The organism is Stenotrophomonas sp. 278, from assembly GCF_003935715.1.
Classification (GTDB): domain Bacteria; phylum Pseudomonadota; class Gammaproteobacteria; order Xanthomonadales; family Xanthomonadaceae; genus Stenotrophomonas; species Stenotrophomonas maltophilia_AH.
In genome coordinates, this window is record NZ_RHPP01000013.1 from 1 (window position 1) to 19853 (window position 19853).

Below are 19853 nucleotides of genomic sequence, written 5' to 3' on the forward strand. Positions count from 1 at the left end.
CGCCAGGACCGCCGCGCACTGGCGCAGGGCCCAGCGGCGTAAACGCATCAGCGGGCCAGCAGGGTCCGCGCCAGGGCCATGTCGCTGGCCTCGCGCTGTGCGCCATCACGCTCGCGCAGGTGCAGCAGCGCGGCTTCCAGGCGGGCACCACGGATGGCACCGTCGCTGGCCACGAACGCAGCTGCATCTTCGCGCGCATCCAGCACCACCTTGTCATCGTCGGAACTGGACGAGCCCGCCGACGAGGCACCGGATGCGGAACCGGCCGACGAGCCGGCGAAGCTGGAAGCCAGGGCCGGGAGCGGCAGCGACAGAGCAAGCACGGCAACAACGAGAATCGGACGCATCATCAGGGTGTCATTCAGGCGGGAAAGCACAGAGCGTATCGGGTGCGTGAAGAACTGTCGCGCCCTACAGGTCAAAAACCTTGCCGGGATTCAGCAAACCTTGGGGATCAAACGTTCGTTTGACCGCCTTCATCAGGGCGATCTCAGCCGGGCCACGGGTGCTGTCCAGATAGCCCTTCTTGACCAGACCGATTCCATGTTCAGCGGAAATGCTGCCATCGAAGTCCTTCAGCACCTGCGCCAGCAGCTTGGTCACGTGCTCGCATTGCTGCAGGAACTCAGCGTCGGCGGTGCCGTCCGGCTTGAGCACGTTGATATGGAGGTTGCCGTCGCCGATGTGCCCGAACCAGACCACGTCGAACTGGGGATAGGCTTCACCAATAAGAGCCTGGGTCTGGGCCAGGAACGCCGGCATCGACGAAATGCGGACGGAAACGTCATTCTTGTACGGCTTATAGCGTGCCACCGCCTCGGTGATGCCTTCGCGCAGACGCCACAGCTGCGCCGCCTGTGCGTCGCTCTGGCTGACCACGCCGTCGCTTACCCAGCCCTGCTCCATGCAGGCCTCGAACGCGGCCATCGCGGCCGCTTCCTGGGCGTCGTCGCCGGCAGCGAACTCGGTGACCACGTAGAACGGATGCACCTCGGCGAACGGAGCCTGCGCACCATGTGCCAGCACGTGCTCCAGCGCCCGGTCGGTGAAAAACTCGAAGGCCTGCAGCTGCAACCGCTCACGGAAGGCCGCGAACACCTCCATCAGCACCTCGAACGAGGGCAGCGCCAGCAGCATCACGTTGCTGGCCTGCGGCGGGTCGGTGAGCTTCAGGGTGGCCTCGACGATCACCCCGAGGGTGCCTTCCGAGGCGATCAGCAGCTGGCGGAAGTCGTAGCCACTGGAGTTCTTTATCAGCCCCTTGTTCAGCTCCAGCAGTTCACCGCTGACGGTGACCACTTTCAGGCCGGCGATCCATTCGCGCGTGTTGCCGTAGCGGATCACCCGGATCCCGCCCGCATTGGTGGCGATGTTGCCGCCGATCGAGCAGGAGCCGCGCGCGGCAAAATCGACCGGGTAGATCAGGCCGTGTTCCAGCGCGGCATTGTGTACGGCCTCCAGTGCCATCCCGGCCTGCACGGTCAGGGTGCGATCCACCGCATTGAAGGCCAATGGCTTGTTCATCCGCTCCAGGGACAGCACCAGCTCGCCGTGGGCGGCCACGGCCCCACCGGACAGCCCGGTACGACCGCCCGAGGGCACCACCGCCACGCCCTGGGCACTGCACCAGCGCAGCAGCGCCTGCACTTCCTCCACGCTGGCCGGCAAGGCGATGGCCAACGGGGCTGGCGTCCAGCGCCGGGTCCAGTCGCGCCCGTAATGCTCCAGATCGGCCGCATCGGTCTTGAGCCGCAGCCCGGGGCAGTCCTGCAACAGCGATTCAAGGCGCGGGTCGGTCATGGTGGCTCGAGAGCGTTAAACCACCAAGGGTAGCGCACCACCGTTGGTGGTGCGACCGCCGCAAGGCGGCGGAACGCCCGGCGGAAAAGATGCATCTGAAACCACCTGTCATCCTCATGGCGCAACGCACCATCGCCGCCCCGTTCTGGCATAGTGGTCCACCCTCTCCACCGTGCTGCACCTTGCCCATGTCGCCGAAGAAGACCTCGTTCCCGAAGCAGGATATCCGTGTGCTGTTGCTCGAGGGGGTCAGCCAGACCGCCATCGACGTGTTCAGCGCGGCCGGTTATTCGCAGATCGAGGTGCACAGCAAGGCACTGCCGGACGAGGAGCTGAAAACACGCATTGCCGAGGCGCATATTGTCGGCATCCGCTCGCGCACCCAGCTCAGCGCCGACGTGCTTGCGCATGCCAAGCGCCTGATGGCGGTGGGCTGCTTCTGCATCGGCACCAACCAGGTGGACCTGGAAGCGGCGGAACTGGCCGGCATTCCGGTGTTCAACGCGCCCTACTCCAACACCCGCAGCGTCGCCGAACTGGTGATTGCCGAAGCGATCATGCTCACCCGCGGCATTCCGCAGAAGAACGCGGAATGTCATCGTGGCGGCTGGTCGAAGTCTGCCGCGGGCAGCCACGAAGTGCGCGGCAAGACGCTGGGCATCATCGGCTACGGCCATATCGGCACCCAGGTCGGGGTCATGGCCGAAGCCATGGGCATGCAGGTGATTTTCCACGATATCGAAACCAAGCTGTCGCTGGGCAACGCCCGCGCGGCGATTGACCTGGACGATCTGCTGGCCCGCGCCGACATCGTCACCGTGCACGTGCCGGAAACCGCGGCCACGCAGTGGATGATCGGCGCGCCGCAGCTGGCGAAGATGCGCCCCGGTGCGCACCTGATCAACGCCGCGCGCGGCACCGTGGTCGATATCGAAGCACTGGACGCGGCGCTGCATTCGGGCCACATCGGCGGCGCGGCGCTGGACGTGTTCCCGGTCGAGCCGAAGGGCAATGGCGACGCCTTCGTGTCGCCGCTGACCGCGCACGACAATGTCATTCTTACTCCGCATGTGGGCGGCAGCACGCTGGAAGCCCAGGACAACATCGGCGTGGAAGTGGCGGCCAAGCTGGTGCGGTACAGCGACAACGGCAGCACCCTGTCGGCGGTCAATTTCCCGGAAGTGACCCTGCCCGAGCACGCCGACAGCCTGCGCCTGCTGCACATCCACCAGAACGTGCCGGGCGTGCTGTCCAAGGTCAACGAGATCTTCTCGCGCCACAACGTCAACATCGACGGCCAGTTCCTGCGCACCGACCCGAAGGTGGGTTATGTGGTGATCGACATCACTGCAAGCGAGGAACAGGCCGCAGGCGTGCGCGAGGAGCTGGCAGCGATTCCAGGCACGCTGCGGACGCGCGTGTTGTATTGATCGTCACGACCAACGGTCGTGACCTACCGCGCCAACCACCGTTTCGCCATCCGCGGCAAGGACGGATCCCCATCCGGGGTCGCAATCGCTTCTGCCGCGACCTCAGCCACCGTGCGCCAGGCCAGCGCCAGCGACTCCTCGCTGACCACGAACGCCTCGCTGCCCAGTGCCCGCACCACGTAACGGGCGTCGTAATGCCAATGCCCCGGCACGTCCTTGCGCTCGGGAATCCAGTGCTTGTCGATGTCGAACAGCGACCCGTCTTCCAGCACCAGCCCGCTCAGGCCGGATTCCTCCTCTGCCTCCGTCAGCGCCACCTTCGCCAGGTCGCGCTCGCCGTCGGCATGGCCGCCCAGCTGCAGCCAGCGGTCCAGCTTGCGGTGATGGGTCAGCAGAATACGCTCCCCATCCGCGCTGACCAGCCAGGCGCTCCCGGTGAAATGTCCAGCCAGCCGGGTCCGCAGAAAGGGGTTTTCCGGATCATCCAGAAGTGTGCTGAATTCGTCAGCCAGCGCGGCGTGCTCCGGGTGACGCCGGGCGTAGTCGGACAACTGCGAACGCAGCGCGGCGTCTTGTCCTACAAGGGATTCAGGGATCAGCGACATGTAATAGGGAGGCGGAGGCGGGAATGCCCCATTATCGCCGCCGATGCTGCATTTGCGCTTGTGCGCAGGCTTCAGCTTTGGCTAAGGTACAGCGGGTCGCCCGTTGGGGCGGCACCACCCCAATCAAGGGGGCGCGGCAATGCATCGCGCCCCGCTCATTCCATTCAGCGGGGCCTGGCCCCGCGTTACGGGAAGCACTGCATGCTGAAGTCTCTGTTGAGGGTCAAACCGGTGGCACCGGCCGGGCACGTCGATGCCGGCGAGCCGATTGAAGGCAGCCTGGATGGCGAAGCCACACTGAAACGGACCCTCACCGCGAGACACCTCATCCTGCTGGGCATCGGCGCGGTGATCGGCGCGGGTATCTTCGTGCTGACCGGGCAGGCGGCGGCCAACCACGCCGGTCCGGCAGTGATGCTGTCCTTCGTGATCGCCGGCTTCGCCTGCGCTCTGGCCGGTCTGTGCTACGCCGAGTTCGCCGCGATGATGCCGGTCTCGGGCAGCGCCTACTCCTATTCGTACGCAACCCTCGGCGAAGGCATGGCTTGGTTCATCGGCTGGTGCCTGGTGCTGGAGTACCTGTTCGCCTCGGCCTCGGTTGCGGTGGGCTGGTCGGCCTATCTGATCAGCTTCATCACGACCACGCTGCACATGCCGTTCCCGGACGCACTAAGCGCTGCGCCGATCGCCTGGACCGGTCAGGAGTTTGTGTCGTCCGGCAAGCTGTTCAACCTGCCGGCGGTGCTGATCGTGGCGGCGGTATCGGGCCTGCTGTATGTCGGTGTGACCCAGTCGGCCTTCGTCAACGCGATCATCGTGGCAATCAAGGTCACGGTGATCTGCCTGTTCATCGGCATTGGTGCGGCGCATATCGACCCCGCCAACTGGACCCCCTTCATTCCGGAAAACACCGGCGTGGACGGCCAGTTCGGCTGGAGCGGTGTGTTCCGAGCGGCGACCATCGTGTTCTTCGCCTACATCGGCTTCGACGCGGTCTCCACCGCCGCCGGTGAAACCAAGAACCCGCAGCGCAACATGCCGATCGGCCTGCTCGGCTCGCTGGCGGTGTGCACGGTGGTCTACATCGTGGTCTGCGCCGTGCTGACCGGCATGATGCCGTACCACCTGCTGGGCACTGACAAGCCGGTCGCCACCGCGCTGGAGCCCTATCCGACCCTGAGCTGGCTGAAGACGTTCGTGGAAATCGGTGCCATTGCCGGTCTGTCCTCGGTGGTGCTGGTGATGATGATGGGCCAGACCCGCATTGCCTACACCATCTCCCGCGACGGTCTGCTGCCGAAAGTGTTCGGCAAGGTCCATGCCCGTTTCCGCACTCCGTACTGGGCCACCATCGTGGTGGGCGTGCTGGCCGCGGCGCTGGCTGGCCTGGTGCCGCTGAACGTGCTGGGCGAGCTGGTGTCGATGGGCACCCTGCTGGCCTTCGCCACGGTCTGCATCGGGGTGCTGGTCCTGCGTCGCACCCGCCCGGAGATCGAGCGTCCGTTCCGGGTCCCGGCGGTGTGGCTGATCGCCCCGCTCGGCGCGCTCACCTGTCTGTTCCTGTTCTGGCAGGCGTTCGTGGTGCACTGGCATCTGTTCGTCGCCTGGACCGTGCTGGGCCTTCTGATCTACTTCCTCTACGGAATCCGCAACAGCAAGCTCGCCAAGCAGTCATAATTCCGCAACGGGCCGGCCCAGTGCCGGCCCGTTCGTTTTCACCCGAAAAGACCCAAACACATGCTCAAACAACTGTGGGCCACCAAGCACCCGCATGCTGCCCATGAAGACGCCAACGGCCTTAGCCTGAAGCGCCACCTGGGTCCCTGGGGCCTGACCGCGCTGGGCATCGGCGCGGTGATCGGTGGCGGCATCTTCGTGATCACCGGCCAGGCGGCGGCCAACCATGCCGGCCCGGCAATCATGCTGTCGTTCGTGCTGGCAGCCATCTGCTGCGCGTTCTGCGCGCTGGCCTACGCCGAGTTCGCCTCGATGGTGCCGGTGTCGGGCAGTGCCTACACCTACACCTACGCCACCTTCGGCGAGCTCTCGGCCTGGTTCATCGGTTGGATGCTGGTGCTGGAGTACGGCGTCTCGGCCTCGGCGGTGGCGGTCAGCTGGACCGGCTACTTCCTCAGTCTGCTAAGCCATTTCGAGATCCATCTACCGGCCGCACTGGTGAGTGCGCCGCTGGACGCACAGCTGCGCCCGACCGGCGCGATTGCCAATGTGCCGGCCGCCATCCTGGTGCTGCTGCTGACCTGGCTGTGCTATGTGGGCATCAGCAAGTCGTCGGCGATGAACATGGCGATGGTGGTACTGAAGACCGGCCTGATCATCCTGGTGATCGTGGTGGGCTGGAAGTATGTGGACCCGGCAAACTGGACTCCGTTCATTCCGGAGAACCAGGGCCCGGGCAAGTACGGCATGGAAGGCGTGCTGCGTGGTGCGGCGATGGTGTTCTTCGCGTACATCGGGTTCGAGGCGGTATCGGTGGCGGCACAGGAATCGCACCGGCCGCAGCGCGACATGCCGATCGGCATGATGCTGTCGCTGGTGATCTGCACCGTGCTGTACATCGCAATGGCGGCGGTGATGACCGGCCTGGTGCCGTACAACCTGCTGGGCACCGACGAGCCGGTGGTGACGGCGGTGGCTGCGCATCCGCAGCTGGGCTGGTTGCGGGTGGTGGTGGAGATCGGCGCGCTGATCGGCTTGTCCTCGGTGGTGCTGGTGATGGTGATCGCGCAGCCGCGCATCTTCATGATCATGGGCCGCGACGGGCTGTTGCCGCCAGTGTTCACCAAGATCCATCCGACCTACCGCACGCCGCACATCAACACGGTGATCACCGGCATCGGCATTGCCCTGCTGGCGGCGCTGTTCCCGCTGGACGTGCTGGGTGAGCTGACCTCGATGGGCACGCTGATCGCCTTCGCGGCTGTCTGTGCAGGCGTACTGATCCTGCGCCGCACGCAGCCGGACCTGCCGCGTCCATTCCGGATTCCGGCGGCGTGGCTGGTGTGCAGCCTGGGCGTGCTGAGCTGCCTGGCGCTGTTGTCGGCGATGACGCTGCACAACTGGATGCTGATGATCGGCTGGACGGTGATCGGGTTTGCGATCTACTTCCTGTACGGCTACCGCCACAGCCGCCTGCGCGGGCGTTGATGCTGGGTTCCTGTAGGGACACGCCATGCGTGTCCTCGCGATGTCGGGCTCCGCGCGAAGATCAAGAGCGGCGGCTCTGCATTGACTCTTGGTTGGGCGGATCGGGACGGGCGTTCCGGGGGACGGCGCAAGTACATCCTTGTAGCCTCGATCGCCGCATCCATGCGGCTCACGCCCCCTCCAGCCCATCCCGACCCACCCCCGACAGGGCGTCGGTGACGGAACCGAAAAGCAGAAGCGGCACTCGTGGCGCTGGTAGATGACGACCGTTGGTCGTCATGCTCTGGAGCCGACCATTGGCCGGCTCTGCTTTTTCTCCCTCCCCCAAGTGCTGGCACTCGCAGAATTCTGTCGAAGTCCGGTCGGGGTGGGGTTTGCGGGGGTTTGAGCCGCATGGGTCGGGCGCATGCGCCCGACGGGTTGGGCAGGACGCCCAACCCCGGTCTTGCCGTGTGCGCAGGATTGCGCACACGTGCAAGCAGCGACCAAGCCCCCATGGACGTACTTGCAGCGTCCCCCGCAAACCCCACCCCGACCGGACTCCCCCAGGAAAGCCGCTTTTCGCAGGCAACTCACTGAAAAGACCGCTAAAATCACCCCCATGAACACCCCCTACGACCCCACCCGCCTCAGCCAGCTGGCCCAGGTCCTGATCGACAACGTGCGTGAGCTGGCCCAGGCCGGCTGGACGCCGGCGACCAGCAGCAACTTTTCGCATCGGCTGGATGACCAGCACGCGGCCATTACCGTGTCCGGCAAGGACAAGGGCCGGCTGATCGAAGACGACATCATGGTCGTGGACTTCGATGGCCAGGCCGTGGGTCGGCCGCTGCGGCCGTCGGCGGAAACCCTGCTGCATACCCAGCTTTACCGCCGCTTCCCGGAAGTCGGCTGTGTGCTGCATACGCACTCCCCCGTGCAGACCGTGGCCTCGCGCCTGTATGCCGCGCAGGGGCATATCCGGTTGGAAGGCTATGAGCTGCTGAAGGCCTTCCATGGCAACAGCACACACGAAATGGCCATTGAAGTGCCGGTGTTTGCCAACACCCAGGACATGAATGTGCTCTCCGCGCAGGTCGACGCCCTGCTCGACCAGCAGTGCCTGTGGGGGTATCTGATTGATGGCCACGGGTTGTATGCCTGGGGCCGGGACATGGCCGAGGCGCGCCGGCACCTGGAGGCGTTCGAGTTCCTGTTCCATTGCGAGCTGGAGCTGCGGAAGCTGCGCGGGCTTTGAACCCCGCGATGTAGAGCCGGGCTTGCCCGGGTGCCGTGTAAAGCAGCCGGGCAAGCCCGGCTCTACGTGATGCACCCCGGTCGCGTACGGCACGCACATTCAGATTTCACGCGGATGGGGCATATGCTGTTTCCCCCGCGTCATTACGCCGCGCCCCCAACCGCGGGCTGCGGCTGCTACCCTTTAAGACCCCTGTTCCCACGTTCAAGCTGCCGCCATGAGCCGACTGCGCATCTTCAATGACACCGCCCCCGAGGCCCCGTTGCTGGACACCCAGGACGGTGCCGTGATCACCGATGAACTGAATAAGATCGGGGTCACCTTCGAACGCTGGCAGGCGGCCCACGAAGTCGCCCCGGGTGCCAGCCAGGACGAGGTGTTCGCGGCCTACCGCGCCGACATCGACCGCCTGGTCGCCGAACGTGGCTTCAAGAGCGTCGACGTGGCCTCGATCGCCCCGGACAATCCGAACCGTGCGGAGCTGCGCAAGAAGTTCCTTGACGAACACTTCCACAAGGAAGACGAGGTCCGCTTCTTCGTCGCCGGCTCCGGGCTGTTCACCCTGCACGTGGGCGACAAGGTCTACGAGATCGAGTGCGTGAAGGACGACCTGATCGCCGTGCCGGACAGCACCACCCATTGGTTCGACATGGGCGAAGAACCCAGCTTCGTTGCCATCCGCTTCTTCACCGAGCCGGACGGCTGGGTCGGCCACTTCACCGGCACCGATATCGCACAGAAATTTCCCCGTTACATCCCTACCCAGGCTTCCTGATCCATGTCGCAGTCACCCCGTGTTGTTCTGACCGATATCGAAGGCACCACCAGCAGCATCTCTTTCGTGAAGAACGTGCTGTTCCCGTATGCGCGCAAGGCGCTGCCGGCGTTCGTTGCCGCGCATGGGCAGGAGCCTGAGGTTCGCCGCTGGCTGGACGCGGTGGCCGCCGAGATCGGCGGGGCGTGCCGGGACGCGGTGGTGGTGGAAACCCTGCAGGGCTGGATCGACCAGGACCGCAAGCACACCGCGCTGAAAGCGCTGCAGGGCATGATCTGGAAAAGCGGCTACGAGCGCGGCGACTACCAGGCGCACTTCTATCCTGAAGTGGCGGCGGTGCTGAAGGGCTGGCACGCGCAGGGCAAGGCGCTTTACGTGTACTCCTCCGGTTCGGTACCGGCGCAGAAGCAGTTCTTCGGCTTCAGCGAAGCCGGCGACCTGACTGCGCTGGTGTCGGGCTGGTTCGACACGGAGATCGGCGGCAAGCGTGAGGCGGACAGCTACCGCAACATCGTCAACGCGATTGGCGTGCCGGCCGGCGAGATCGTGTTTCTGTCCGACGTGGTGGAAGAGCTGGATGCGGCGCGCGAGGCCGGGCTGCAGACGCGCCTGCTGGACCGCCTGCAGGATTACCCGCTGCCGCGCACCGGTGAAGCCACGCACGGCCACGACCGCGTCGAGAATTTCCAGCAGATCACGTTGTAATTCCGGCACCGCGGCGGACGCGCATGGCGCGTCCCTACGGGGCATCGCTGTAGGGACACGCCATGCGTGTCCACGACCATCCCGGGCCGCGTTCGATTACCGGCCCATCGCCTCGGCCACGTGACGCACCCGCAACGCGTCCGCCAACGCCTTGGCGCTCTGATCCGCCTTGACCCGGATCCGCACCGGCTCCCCGGGCACCAGATCCAGCGCGTTGTCATCAAGTACGGCATCGAAGCCGTCAAACTCGACCCAGACCCCACGCGCCAGCTGCGCCGAGCGCAGCTCCAGCACGCTGTCATCGCCCTCGCGAACCCAACGGCTGACGATCTTCGCCTCCGGCAGGCGCATGTCCTTGGCCGCCGCGAAATACACCACCTGCCGCGATATCACCTGCTCACCGTCGAGCAGCTCCGCCACGGCCACGGTGCGCTTTGGATCCGCCTTGCCCAGCAGCTGCGCATCGGTGAACCGCCCCACCTCCAGCGCCGCCAACGGGGGCACCGTCACCGCCTTGCGCTCATCGCGGCGCACACGGCCATCCACATCCATCACCCGCAAGCGCCACGCCCCGCGCAGCGGCTCGGTCCGGTCGTTGAGCAGACTCACCCGGGTCACGCCCTCATCGCGCAGCGCGGCGACGGCATGACCGGCGAAGAAGCGCTTGGCGTGGAAATGCAGCGCCTTCCAGCGCCCGTCGTAATCGACGCTCGACCACGACGCCCCCGGCCACACGTCGTTGAGCTGCCAGTACAGCGAGCCCATCGTGTACGGACGTGACGCCCGATGGTGCAGCGCGGCCAGCGCGATGCCTTCGGCCTGGGTCACCTGGCTCAGGTAGACGAAGTCATCGAAGTTGCGCGGCGTACCAAACTCACGCTCGATGTACTGCAGCAGGCGCTGGTTGCCCTCGCCCGCCATGAACTTCTGGTGCGCCTTCACCACCGGGCTGTCCACCTGCCGCTGGTCGGCGGGAATGATGCCCTCCAGCGTCTTCATCGACGGCCACGCCTGCAGGCCGTACTCGGACATGAAACGCGGGGTCTCGCGAAGATACGCCTGCACCGGCAGCGCCGGATTGCCCCACACCTGCCAGTAGTGCTTGTCGCCACGGGTCGAGTCGTTGGCCTTCTCGTCGAGGTCGTTGCTGGGCGAACTCGACCAGTACGGTACGCCCAGTCCGTGCTCGCTTACCACCTGGCGCAGGTCGTGGCCGAACAGGTCCACGTAGCCCTGCCAGACCTTCTTCGCAAACGCCGGGTCGGCCGCGGTCAGGTCGCGGCCGTGGCCCCAGTCCTTCCACGCGGTCTCTTCTTCATTGTTGCCACACCACAGCACGATGCTGGGATGGCGGCGCAGCCGGCGCACGTTGTCGCGCGCTTCGGCCACCACGTTCTGGCGAAACGCGGGGTCATAGCCGGGCTGCATGCCGCCGCCGAACATGAAGTCCTGCCAGACCAGCAGGCCGAGCTCGTCGGCAATGTCGAGGAAGGTGGAATCCTCGTAATAGCCGCCGCCCCAGTTGCGCACCATGTTCATGTTGGCGTCGCGTGCGGCGGTGAGGTCGCGACGCAGGCGGGCGGCGTCCACCCGGGCCGGGAACGCGTCGAACGGAATCACGTTCGCGCCCTTGGCGAAGATCGGCACGCCGTTGATGACGAATGCGAAGCCCTGGCCGCCATCACGGTCGACCTCGCGGCGCAGTTCCACCGTGCGCAGCCCGGTGCGCAGCTGTTGCTCCACCCTGCCCTGCTTGCCGGCGTCGACTACGGTGCGCACGGTGTAGCGCGCCTGTTCGCCGTAGCCCACCGGCCACCAGCGGCGCGGGTTCGCCAGCTGCACCGGTACGGAAACCACCTGGATGCCCTTGCGCAGGCTGGCCTTCTGCTCGACGACGGCGGCGACGCGGCCGTCCGGGTCGACCAGCGACACCTGCACCTGGGCATTGCCGGCGGCTGCGCGTTCGATCTCGACATCCACCTGCAGGGTCGCTCGGGTTTCATCCAGCGCCTGCGTCTGCACGGCCACATCGGTGATGCGCTGTGCATCCCAGCTGTCCAGCATGACCGGACGCCAGATGCCCGCCGTCACGTAACGCGGGCCCCAGTCCCAGCCGAAGTGGTAGCCGGGTTTGCGCACGAAGTTGCCGACCATCGCATCTTTGGGTTCGTCGCCATAGGGCGAAGGATAGTTACCGGCGATCTTGTGCGGCATCGCCTGCACGCCGGACAGCAGCGTGGTGATCGGCGAACGGAACACGATGCGCAGGGTGTTGCCCTGTGCCTTGAGCCGCCCGTCCACGCGTGCGCGCCAGGTGCGGTGGCTGTTGTTCGCCTTCAGCAGCGGGCGATCGTTGAGGGTGACCTCGGCGAAGGTGTCCAGCCCCTCGAAGGTCAGCTCGGCGTGCGCATTGGCCAGCGTGGTCGCGTCGACGTCGAAGCGGGCCTGGTATTCCCAGTCGGCCAGCCCGATCCACTGCAGACCGGCTTCGGGTGCGCCTGCGTAGGGGTTTGGGATCAGCTGGTGGGCCAGCAGGTCGGTGTGGACCGAGCCGGGGACCTGTGCGCTGCGCCATTGAGTGGCTTCGGGGTTAGCGATTGCCTGGGCGTTGCCTGGGAGGAGGCGGAAGGACCATTGGGCTGACAGCGGGGTGGCTGCGGCTGGCAGCGCCCAGAGCAGAATTAAAAGCAGAACGCCCAATCGCTGCATACATCCTCCTGTAGAGCCACGCCCTGCGTGGCTTCGACCAACCCATACACCGCGCAGACGCGCATGGCGCGTCTCTACGGCCGATCATTACCGCGAAGCCACGCAGGTCGTGGCGATACGGGTCCCCTCAACGCACTACGTTCAGCACTTCGTGGCACGCGCCCATGGTGTGGTAATCGGTCTTGCCTGCCGGGCTCTTCTCATCGCTGTACTTGCGGTTGTCCGCGTCCAGGATGCGGTACCACGCGCCGTACTGGTGGTCGATCATGTGCTGCCAGGCGTAGGCCCAAAGCTTGTCGTACCACTCCCAGTACACGGACTCACCGGTGCGCTTGGCCAGCAGCGCTGCGGTGGCCAGCGACTCGGCCTGCACCCAGAAGTACTTGTCGTCGTCGCACACGCTGCCGTCCGGCGCGAAGCCGTAATACAGCCCACCGCGTTCGGCGTCCCAGCTACGCTCCACCGCCACGTCGAACAGATGACGCGCGGTCGGCACCAGCCAGTCGGCCTGCACGTGACGATCCAGGATCAGCAGCAGCTTGGCCCACTCGGTCTGGTGGCCGGGCTGGAAACCCCACGGACGGAACAGGTGCTTGGGGTTGTCGAGGTTGTAGTTCCAGTCGATCTTCCACTGGGTGTCGTAGTGCTCCCACACCAGACCTTCGCCCTGCGCCGCCTGGCGGCGGGTCATGTGGTCGGCCAGCAGCAAGGCCCGCTGGAGGTAACGCTGCTCGCCACTGGCCTCGAACGCCGCCAGCATCGCCTCGCACATGTGCATGTTGGCGTTCTGGCCGCGGTAGTCGCTGAAGTTCCAGTCGGCGTCCGCTTCGTCCTTGTACAGGCCGAACTCCGGCTCCCAGAAACGCGTTTCCAGCAGCTGCCAGGTTTCATCCATCCACTGCCCGGCTTCACCGATCCCTGCCTTCAGCGCGCAGCTGTAGGCCAGCAGCACGAAGGCCACGCCGTAGCAGTGGTTGGTGGCGTCTTCGACCACGCCGTCGCGCAGGGTCCAGGCGTAGCCGCCGGTGGCCGGGTTGCGGTGCACGTCACGCAGGTAGGCAATACCGTGCTCGACCGCCTTCAGGTCTTCCGGCTTGCCGAATTCGCGATAGGCCATCGCATGGTTGAACACGAAGCGCGTGCTGCTGACCAGATGACGGTGGCTGGCGTCGTACACGCTGCCGTCGTCACGGTAGTAGTGGAAGAAGCCACCGTTCGGGTCGATTTCGTGGGGCTGGTAGAACGCCATGGTCTGCGCGATGTGTGCGCGCAGGAATTCAGGCGAACGGAAATCAGGCTGGGGCGGAACATGCGTGGTCATGCGGCGGTGTCCTGTTGTTGCTGCAGCAGTTGTGTCACTTCGGCCAGGCTGGGCATGGCGGCAAACGCGCCCTTGCGGGTGACCGCGAGCGCGCCGACGGCGGCACCAAAACGAATCGCCTCGCGCAGGCCGGCAGCGTCGCGGCAGAACTCTGCGAAGGCATTGCCATCAGCCCCGCGCTCACCGAGTGCGAACAGCAGCCCAGCCACGAAGGCGTCGCCAGCGGCAGTGCTGTCCACCGTAGGCACCTGGAAACCGGTCACCGTGCCCTGGCCGTGACGGGTGAACCAGCGCATCGGCGCGGCCCCGTCAGTGACCACCACGGCCTGCGCGTTGGCCCCCAGGAGGCGCTGGATCACCACGTCGGCACCGTCGAAACCGAGGGGTGCCGCGAGATAGTCGAGCTCCTCGCGCGACAGCTTGACCAGCTCGGCCAGCTTCAGCGCATCCCACAGACGCGGAGTCGGGTCCACATCGGCCGGCCACAGCGACGGACGCAGGTTGAGGTCCAGGCTGACCAGGGCACCGGCAGCGCGGGCGCGTTGCATGCCCTGCAGCGTGGCCTCGGCGATCTCGGCCTCGGTCAGGCTGTTGGAACACACATGGAACGTGCGCGTGCCGTCGAAGCATGCCGGCTGGAAGTGCTCGGCGCGGAACAGCAGGTCCGCCGCCGGCGGCCGGTAGAAGCTGAAGCTGCGCTCGCCATGCGCGTCCAGCGCCACGAACGCCAGCGCGGTCTTGGCCCGGTCGGTGCGTACGATGCAGTCGGTCGCCACGCCGGCGTCGCCCAGGCTCTGCGCCAGGAAGTCACCGAACATGTCCTGGCCGAGCATGCCGGCAAAGTGGGTATCCGCACCCAGCTTGGCGGCGGCTACGGCCACGTTCGCGGGTGCCCCGCCGGCGTACTGCAGGAACGCGCGCGGGGTGTCCGGCGTGGCGGGCGGCTGCGCGAGTAGATCGATCAAAATTTCGCCGAAACACACAATCTTGGTCATGACGCGCTCAGCCCCCCTGGCTGAAACCAGCACGCGGGCGCGAGCCCCACATGCCATAGAACAGGATGTAGCCGTAGCACAGCAACGGCAGGATGAAGGACAGATGCAGGCCGATGCGGTCGGCCAGCAGGCCCTGCAGGAACGGGACGATCGCGCCGCCGACAATGGCCATGATCAGCAGGCTGGAGGCCTTGTTGGTCAGCGCACCCAGGCGCTCGATGCTGAGCGCGAAGATGGTCGGGAACATGATCGAGTTGAACAGGCCGATCGCCACCACCGAATACACCGCCACGTGGCCTTCGGTGCCCATGGTCAGCGCCAGCAGCGCCACGTTGGCGGCGGCGAAAATCGTCAGCAGCACGCGCGGCGAGAAGCGGACCATGATCGCCGAGCCGGCGAAGCGACCGATCATCGCCATGGTCCAGTAGGCCGACACGAACCCGGTGGCCTGCTGTTCGGTGAAGCCGCCGATGTTGGGCATGGACAGGTAGTTGACGAGGAAGCTGCCGATCGACACTTCCGCGCCCACGTAGAAGAAGATGCCCAGCACGCCAAACAGAACGTGGCGATGGCGCAGTGCATCCATCAGGGTGTGCTTGACCGGGTCGGCCTGCTCGGTGGTTTCATTCAACGCCGGCAGACGGAACAGATAGACGAACACCGCCAGCAGTGCCAGCGCGATCGCCAGGCCCACGTACGGGCCCTGCACCGACTGCGCTTCCTGGGTGCGGTAGGCCAGCTGCTCGGCCGCGCTCAGCGCGGCCAGCTCGTCAGCGCTCTTCACGGTATTGCCCAGAATCAGCAGGCCACCGAAGATCGGCGCGATCGCAGTACCCAGCGAATTCAGCGCCTGCGCCAGGGTCAGGCGGCTGGACGCGGTCTGCTCCGGCCCCAGCAGCGCCACATATGGGTTGGCGGCGACCTGCAGAACGGTGATGCCGGTGGCCAGCACGAACAGCGCGCCCAGGAAGGCTTCATACACGCGCAGCTCGGCCGCAGGCCAGAACCCCAATGCGCCGACCGCGGCGATGGCCAGACCGGCGACGATGCCCTTCTTGTAGCCCAGGTGCGCCACCAGTCGACCGGCCGGCAACGACATCAGGAAGTACGCGCCGAAGAAGGTGAACTGCACCAGCATCGCCCGCGCGTAATTCAGTTCGAACACCGCTTTCAGATGCGGAATCAAAATGTCGTTGAGGCAGGTCAGGAAGCCCCACATGAAGAAGATGGTGGTGGCCACCGCCAGCGCAACGCGCGTGTTGACCACGGGCGCGGCGGAAGACGAGGTGGGCAGTCGGGGCGTTGGAGAGATGGGCATGCGGGACGCGTCTCAGGGTACGGACAGAGAAGAGGAATGCGACATCATGCGGCGATGCCGCTGCTGTCACGGATGCGAAGCTGTACGGGAGCCACGGTGCGCTGTGGCGGTGCGGTGGGGTTGTCGAGCCGGTGCAGCAGCAGTTCGGCGGCCTGACGTCCCCGCTCGCGCGGGTTCACGGTCAGGGTGGTCAGCGGCGGCAATGCCACGGCCGCTTCGGAAATGTCATCGAAGCCGGTCACCGCAAACTCCGTCCCCGGACGAATGCCACGCGAGGCCAGGCCCAGCATCAGGCCCAGCGCGACGGTGTCGTTGTAGCAGACCGCGGCGCTGGGCTGTGCATCGGCGGCGAACAGTTCGCCGGTGCGCGCGGCAGCCTCCAGGCGGTTCGGGGCGGATTCAATGAGCCATTGCGGCTGCACCTGCATCCCCGCCTCGCCCAGTGCCTGCTTGTAGCCGGCACGGCGCTGGTGACAGGAGCTGGAGTCGGCATGGCCACCGAAAAACGCGATCCGGGTGTGGCCCCGTTCGATCAGGTGCCTGGTGGCCAGGTAGGCCCCCTGCTGGTTGTTCAGGGTCAGGAAGTCCCAGTCACCGCCTTTCAGCTCGCGGTTGAACAGCAGCACGTTGGCATTGAAGCCCAGCGCCTGGCGCAGTTCGCTGGCATCGGTGCCTTCGGCCGGTGAGAGGATCAGGCCGGCGGGCGTGTGCTCCATCAGGGTGGATACCACCGCCTGCTGCCGCTGCGGCGACTCGCCGGTGCTTCCGAGCAGGGTGACATACCCCTTCGCGCCCAGCGCCTCGTCGACGCCCGAGGCGAACTCGGCGAAGAACGGGTTGGACAGGTCGTTGATCACCAGCGCCACGCTGCTGGAGGTACGCCGGCGCAGATTGGCCGCGCTGCGGTTGTAGACGTAACGCTGCCTGCGCAGCTCGGCTTCTACCCGGGCACGGGTGTCCACGTTGACCAGCGGGCTGCCGCGCAGGACCAGTGACACGGTGGCGCGCGAGACCCCGATGGCCTCGGCGATGTCGGTCACGGTCACCGCACGACCGCTTGCGCGCGACGTGGATGCAGCGCCTCCCTTCGAAGACGATGCCTTCGTGGCGGCCCCTCTGGCAGTCGAACGTTCCTTTTTCATCGTGGCATCAGGCGGGTCAAAGAAGATGCAAGCCTAAACGATCGCATCGGCCAGCGGACCACGGCAGCACGGGTGCACCCGCACCGGCCCGCCCTGCCCCGCTGACCGATGGCCAGGCTCATTCCAGCGACGCTCCTGGAGTGGCGCAATACGACACCGGCAATGCCTCGCTGCGGGTACCCCAACCGCTTTCCGGGGCCTGGGTGCCCAGTGCATAGCGGATGGTGCCGCCCTGCTGCAGGCGGTTCCAGTCCAGCCAGACCTTGTCATGGTCCTGGCCGTCGACCTTCACCGACTGGATGTACTGCAGGGTACGACCTTCCGCGCCCGGGGCCTGCAGCTTCAGGGTGCGACCGGTGCCCAGGTCCACTTCGACATTGGCGAAACGCGGGGTGTGCAGCAGGAACTCACCGGTGCCCGGCACGGCCGGGTACAGGCCCAGCGCACTGAACAGGTACCACGCCGACATGGTGCCCAGGTCGTCGTTGCCGGTCACGCCATTGGGGGCGTTGGTGAACAGCTGCTGCGCGGCGCGCACTACCGTGGCGGTCTTCCACGGCTGGCCGATCAGGGTGTACATCCACGGCGCGTGCAGGTCCGGTTCGTTGTTCGGGTTGTAGCGGTACTGGTTGTAGTAGCTGTATGGCCCCACCACCCATTCCTTGCGCGCGGCCTGCAGCGGCGACTGCAGCAGCGCGTCGTAGGCGAAGAAGGCATCCAGGCGCTTGCCGGCCTGCTCGCGGCCGTGCATGGCCTGGACCAGGCCCGGCATGTCCTGCTGCGCCAGCCACTGGTACTGCCAGGCGGTGCCTTCGTGGAAGCCATGGTGCGACCGGGGGCTGTAACGACCATCGGCCGGCACGTACCACTTGCCGTCGTCCATGCGCGGGCGCGGGAAGCCGCTCATGCCGGTCTCTTCATCGCGCACCGAGGCGTCCCACACCTTGTGCCAGTTGCGGCCGCGTTCGCGCAGCACGCCTGCATCGGCACTGTGGCCCAGGCCGTCGGCCATCTGTGCCAGCGCGCAGTCAGCCAGCGCGTACTCCAGCGTGGCCGAACCGCCGTGGTGCGGGTCGACGTCCATGCCCTTGGAGGGGAACGCACGGTCGTAGGCAACGAAGCCGTTCTGCACATAGCCCGGGTTGCCGGATCGACCGGCATGGCGGGAGTTCATCGGCGGCAGCTCGAAGGCATTGCGGCGCAGCGCCGTATAGGCCTCGGCCTCACGGCCCTTCAGCGCACCGAAGCGCCACAGGTCGGCCATGAACGGAGTAACCGGGTCGCCGGTCATGATGTTGGTTTCAAAGTTGGCGTAGCCCCAGCGCGGCAGCCAGCCGCCCTGCTCGTTGATCGCCAGCAGGGTGCGACCGATGTCGCGGGTGACGTCCGGACGGGTCAGCGCCAGCCACTGGTTCTGCGCGCGGTAGGTGTCCCACAGCGAGAAGTACTCGTAGTAGGTCCAGCCGTCGGCGCGGTGGATCTGGTCGTCGTAGCCGCGGTAGCGGCCATCGGCGTCGCTGCCGGTCAGCGGCTGCAGCAGCGCGTGGTACAGCGCGGTATAGAGAACGGTGCGGTCATCGGAATGCTTGCTGTCCACGCGCACGGTGTTCAACTCCTTGCGCCACTGCTGCTGGGCCAGGCTGCGCATGCGTTCGAAGCCAAGCAGCTTGCCGTTCTGCATGCCGTCCTCGCGCAGGTTGGTGCGCGCGCCTTCCGCGTCCACGTGCGAGATGGCGCTGACGGCGGTGACCGCGCGGCCCTTGGAGGTATCGAAACTCAACCACGCACCGCTCGGCTTCTGCTCGCCTTCCATGCCATGGCGCGCGCCAGGCAGACCGCCTGCCTCGCCCCAGGTGCCGAAGGCCTTGAACGGGCGGTCGAACTCGATCCGGAACCAGGTGGTGTACTGGTGGCCGCCGCAGAAGCTCTTGGTGACCAGCTTGCCTTCCACCACGCGGTCGCCGACCACGTCGATGACGCTGCCGATGACCGAATGGCGCTCGTTGGCCTGGCCCACGTTGACCAGCACATGGCCTTCGGCCCTGTCAGCCGGGAAGGTGTAGCGCTCGGCGGCGGCGCGGGTGCGTGCGGTGGCCTCGGCGTCAATGCCGCCGTAGCTGGTCAGCCGCACCTTGTAATAGCCGGCCTGACCCACTTCACCCTCATGGGTGTAGCTGGACGCGTAGGCCTTGTGATCGAAGCTCTTGGCATTGTCGGTATCGAAGTCGCCGCCCGGCCCGATGCTGCCGGTCACCGGCAGGACCGAGACCTGGCCGCCCTGCTCCCAGCACCCGGCCCCGGACAGGAACGAATGGCCGAAGCCGCGGATCTTCGGGTCGTCATAGCGCCAGCCGGCGTAGTGCTCGCCGATCGGGCTGACCTGGATCAGGCCGAACGGGGCCGAGGCACCCGGGAAGGTGTTGCCGTCGTCCTTGCTGCCGATGAAGGTGTTGACCTCACGCTCCAGCGCGGCCGGTGCGGCCTGCAGCATCGGGGTGAACCCCAGCACGGTCAGACAGGCCAGTCCCAGCAGCGGGCGGCGCAGGGCAGGAAGTTCGCGAAGGGACGGCAATCGGCGCATGCAGTGGGTTCCTGTGGGTCGATGGGCGTGCAAATCCCCGCCAGCGGGAATTTAGATCGATTTAAGTGGC

The 19853-nt window shown here is 66.2% G+C and carries 15 protein-coding genes; 6 read left to right on the forward strand and 9 right to left on the reverse strand.

Going from position 1 to position 19853, the window contains the following annotated elements:
• Window positions 1–47 precede the first annotated feature (47 nt).
• The gene (locus EGJ34_RS03900; RefSeq protein ID WP_125359225.1) at window positions 48–350 is read right to left on the reverse strand and encodes a DUF2388 domain-containing protein; all 303 of its coding nucleotides are present in this window, start codon (window positions 348–350) and stop codon (window positions 48–50) included.
• Between the two features lie 61 nt (window positions 351–411).
• Window positions 412–1800, reverse strand: a complete 1389-nt coding sequence (locus EGJ34_RS03905) for an FAD-binding oxidoreductase (RefSeq protein ID WP_125359226.1) — start codon at window positions 1798–1800, stop codon at window positions 412–414.
• Between the two features lie 188 nt (window positions 1801–1988).
• Here EGJ34_RS03905 and serA point away from each other — a divergent pair, with 188 nt between their 5' ends.
• Window positions 1989–3230 carry a phosphoglycerate dehydrogenase gene (gene serA / locus EGJ34_RS03910; RefSeq protein WP_125359227.1) on the forward strand — a complete coding sequence of 414 codons (1242 nt, stop codon included), beginning with the start codon at window positions 1989–1991 and terminating at the stop codon, window positions 3228–3230.
• Between the two features lie 23 nt (window positions 3231–3253).
• Here the strand turns inward: serA and EGJ34_RS03915 are convergent, their stop codons facing one another.
• Complete coding sequence (locus EGJ34_RS03915) at window positions 3254–3835, reverse strand: NUDIX hydrolase (RefSeq protein ID WP_125359228.1); 582 nt, start codon at window positions 3833–3835, stop codon at window positions 3254–3256.
• Window positions 3836–4036: 201 nt separating this feature from the next.
• Here EGJ34_RS03915 and EGJ34_RS03920 point away from each other — a divergent pair, with 201 nt between their 5' ends.
• The 5 genes from EGJ34_RS03920 (at window position 4037) to mtnC (ending at window position 9717) form a co-directional block, all read left to right on the forward strand.
• Window positions 4037–5512: an amino acid permease gene (locus EGJ34_RS03920; RefSeq protein WP_125359229.1), complete on the forward strand. Its 1476-nt coding sequence runs from the start codon at window positions 4037–4039 to the stop codon at window positions 5510–5512.
• 60 nt (window positions 5513–5572) lie between these two features.
• On the forward strand, window positions 5573–7000 hold the full coding sequence (locus EGJ34_RS03925) for an amino acid permease (RefSeq protein ID WP_125359230.1): 1428 nt from the start codon (window positions 5573–5575) through the stop codon (window positions 6998–7000).
• Window positions 7001–7601: 601 nt separating this feature from the next.
• A complete protein-coding gene (locus tag EGJ34_RS03930; RefSeq protein ID WP_125359231.1) occupies window positions 7602–8237 on the forward strand; it encodes a methylthioribulose 1-phosphate dehydratase in 636 nt (211 codons plus the stop codon).
• Between the two features lie 217 nt (window positions 8238–8454).
• A complete protein-coding gene (locus tag EGJ34_RS03935) occupies window positions 8455–9012 on the forward strand; it encodes an acireductone dioxygenase (RefSeq protein WP_125359232.1) in 558 nt (185 codons plus the stop codon).
• Between the two features lie 3 nt (window positions 9013–9015).
• Window positions 9016–9717 carry an acireductone synthase gene (mtnC, locus tag EGJ34_RS03940; RefSeq protein ID WP_125359233.1) on the forward strand — a complete coding sequence of 234 codons (702 nt, stop codon included), beginning with the start codon at window positions 9016–9018 and terminating at the stop codon, window positions 9715–9717.
• A 96-nt stretch (window positions 9718–9813) separates the two neighbouring features.
• Here the strand turns inward: mtnC and EGJ34_RS03945 are convergent, their stop codons facing one another.
• The 6 genes from EGJ34_RS03945 to EGJ34_RS03970 all read right to left on the reverse strand — a co-directional run bounded on the left by EGJ34_RS03945 (window position 9814) and on the right by EGJ34_RS03970 (window position 19693).
• A complete protein-coding gene (locus EGJ34_RS03945) occupies window positions 9814–12426 on the reverse strand; it encodes a glycoside hydrolase family 2 protein (protein ID WP_125359234.1) in 2613 nt (870 codons plus the stop codon).
• A gap of 127 nt (window positions 12427–12553) precedes the next feature.
• Window positions 12554–13747: an AGE family epimerase/isomerase gene (locus EGJ34_RS03950; protein ID WP_125359235.1), complete on the reverse strand. Its 1194-nt coding sequence runs from the start codon at window positions 13745–13747 to the stop codon at window positions 12554–12556.
• Window positions 13744–14742 (reverse strand): carbohydrate kinase, encoded by a 999-nt coding sequence (locus EGJ34_RS03955; protein WP_125359236.1) that lies wholly within the window; start codon window positions 14740–14742, stop codon window positions 13744–13746. The genes EGJ34_RS03950 and EGJ34_RS03955 overlap by 4 nt, the downstream gene beginning before the upstream one ends.
• 7 nt (window positions 14743–14749) lie before the next feature.
• The gene (gene fucP / locus EGJ34_RS03960) at window positions 14750–16060 is read right to left on the reverse strand and encodes an L-fucose:H+ symporter permease (RefSeq protein WP_125359237.1); all 1311 of its coding nucleotides are present in this window, start codon (window positions 16058–16060) and stop codon (window positions 14750–14752) included.
• 44 nt (window positions 16061–16104) lie between these two features.
• On the reverse strand, window positions 16105–17202 hold the full coding sequence (locus EGJ34_RS03965; protein ID WP_125359238.1) for a LacI family DNA-binding transcriptional regulator: 1098 nt from the start codon (window positions 17200–17202) through the stop codon (window positions 16105–16107).
• A gap of 118 nt (window positions 17203–17320) precedes the next feature.
• Window positions 17321–19693: a GH92 family glycosyl hydrolase gene (locus EGJ34_RS03970; protein ID WP_260476894.1), complete on the reverse strand. Its 2373-nt coding sequence runs from the start codon at window positions 19691–19693 to the stop codon at window positions 17321–17323.
• Between the last annotated feature and the right edge of the window lie 160 nt (window positions 19694–19853).

Bases quoted from the DNA above. Each gene is read 5' to 3' on its own strand.
- EGJ34_RS03965 (WP_125359238.1), bottom strand. From the start codon at position 17,202: ATGAAAAAGGAACGTTCGACTGCCAGAGGGGCCGCCACGAAGGCATCG.
- EGJ34_RS03945 (WP_125359234.1), bottom strand. From the start codon at position 12,426: ATGCAGCGATTGGGCGTTCTGCTTTTAATTCTGCTCTGGGCGCTGCCA.
- fucP (WP_125359237.1), bottom strand. From the start codon at position 16,060: ATGCCCATCTCTCCAACGCCCCGACTGCCCACCTCGTCTTCCGCCGCG.
- EGJ34_RS03970 (WP_260476894.1), bottom strand. From the start codon at position 19,693: ATGCTGCAGGCCGCACCGGCCGCGCTGGAGCGTGAGGTCAACACCTTC.
- EGJ34_RS03905 (WP_125359226.1), bottom strand. From the start codon at position 1,800: ATGACCGACCCGCGCCTTGAATCGCTGTTGCAGGACTGCCCCGGGCTG.
- EGJ34_RS03915 (WP_125359228.1), bottom strand. From the start codon at position 3,835: ATGTCGCTGATCCCTGAATCCCTTGTAGGACAAGACGCCGCGCTGCGT.
- mtnC (WP_125359233.1), top strand. From the start codon at position 9,016: ATGTCGCAGTCACCCCGTGTTGTTCTGACCGATATCGAAGGCACCACC.
- EGJ34_RS03935 (WP_125359232.1), top strand. From the start codon at position 8,455: ATGAGCCGACTGCGCATCTTCAATGACACCGCCCCCGAGGCCCCGTTG.
- EGJ34_RS03930 (WP_125359231.1), top strand. From the start codon at position 7,602: ATGAACACCCCCTACGACCCCACCCGCCTCAGCCAGCTGGCCCAGGTC.
- EGJ34_RS03900 (WP_125359225.1), bottom strand. From the start codon at position 350: ATGATGCGTCCGATTCTCGTTGTTGCCGTGCTTGCTCTGTCGCTGCCG.
- EGJ34_RS03950 (WP_125359235.1), bottom strand. From the start codon at position 13,747: ATGACCACGCATGTTCCGCCCCAGCCTGATTTCCGTTCGCCTGAATTC.
- EGJ34_RS03925 (WP_125359230.1), top strand. From the start codon at position 5,573: ATGCTCAAACAACTGTGGGCCACCAAGCACCCGCATGCTGCCCATGAA.
- EGJ34_RS03955 (WP_125359236.1), bottom strand. From the start codon at position 14,742: ATGACCAAGATTGTGTGTTTCGGCGAAATTTTGATCGATCTACTCGCG.
- serA (WP_125359227.1), top strand. From the start codon at position 1,989: ATGTCGCCGAAGAAGACCTCGTTCCCGAAGCAGGATATCCGTGTGCTG.
- EGJ34_RS03920 (WP_125359229.1), top strand. From the start codon at position 4,037: ATGCTGAAGTCTCTGTTGAGGGTCAAACCGGTGGCACCGGCCGGGCAC.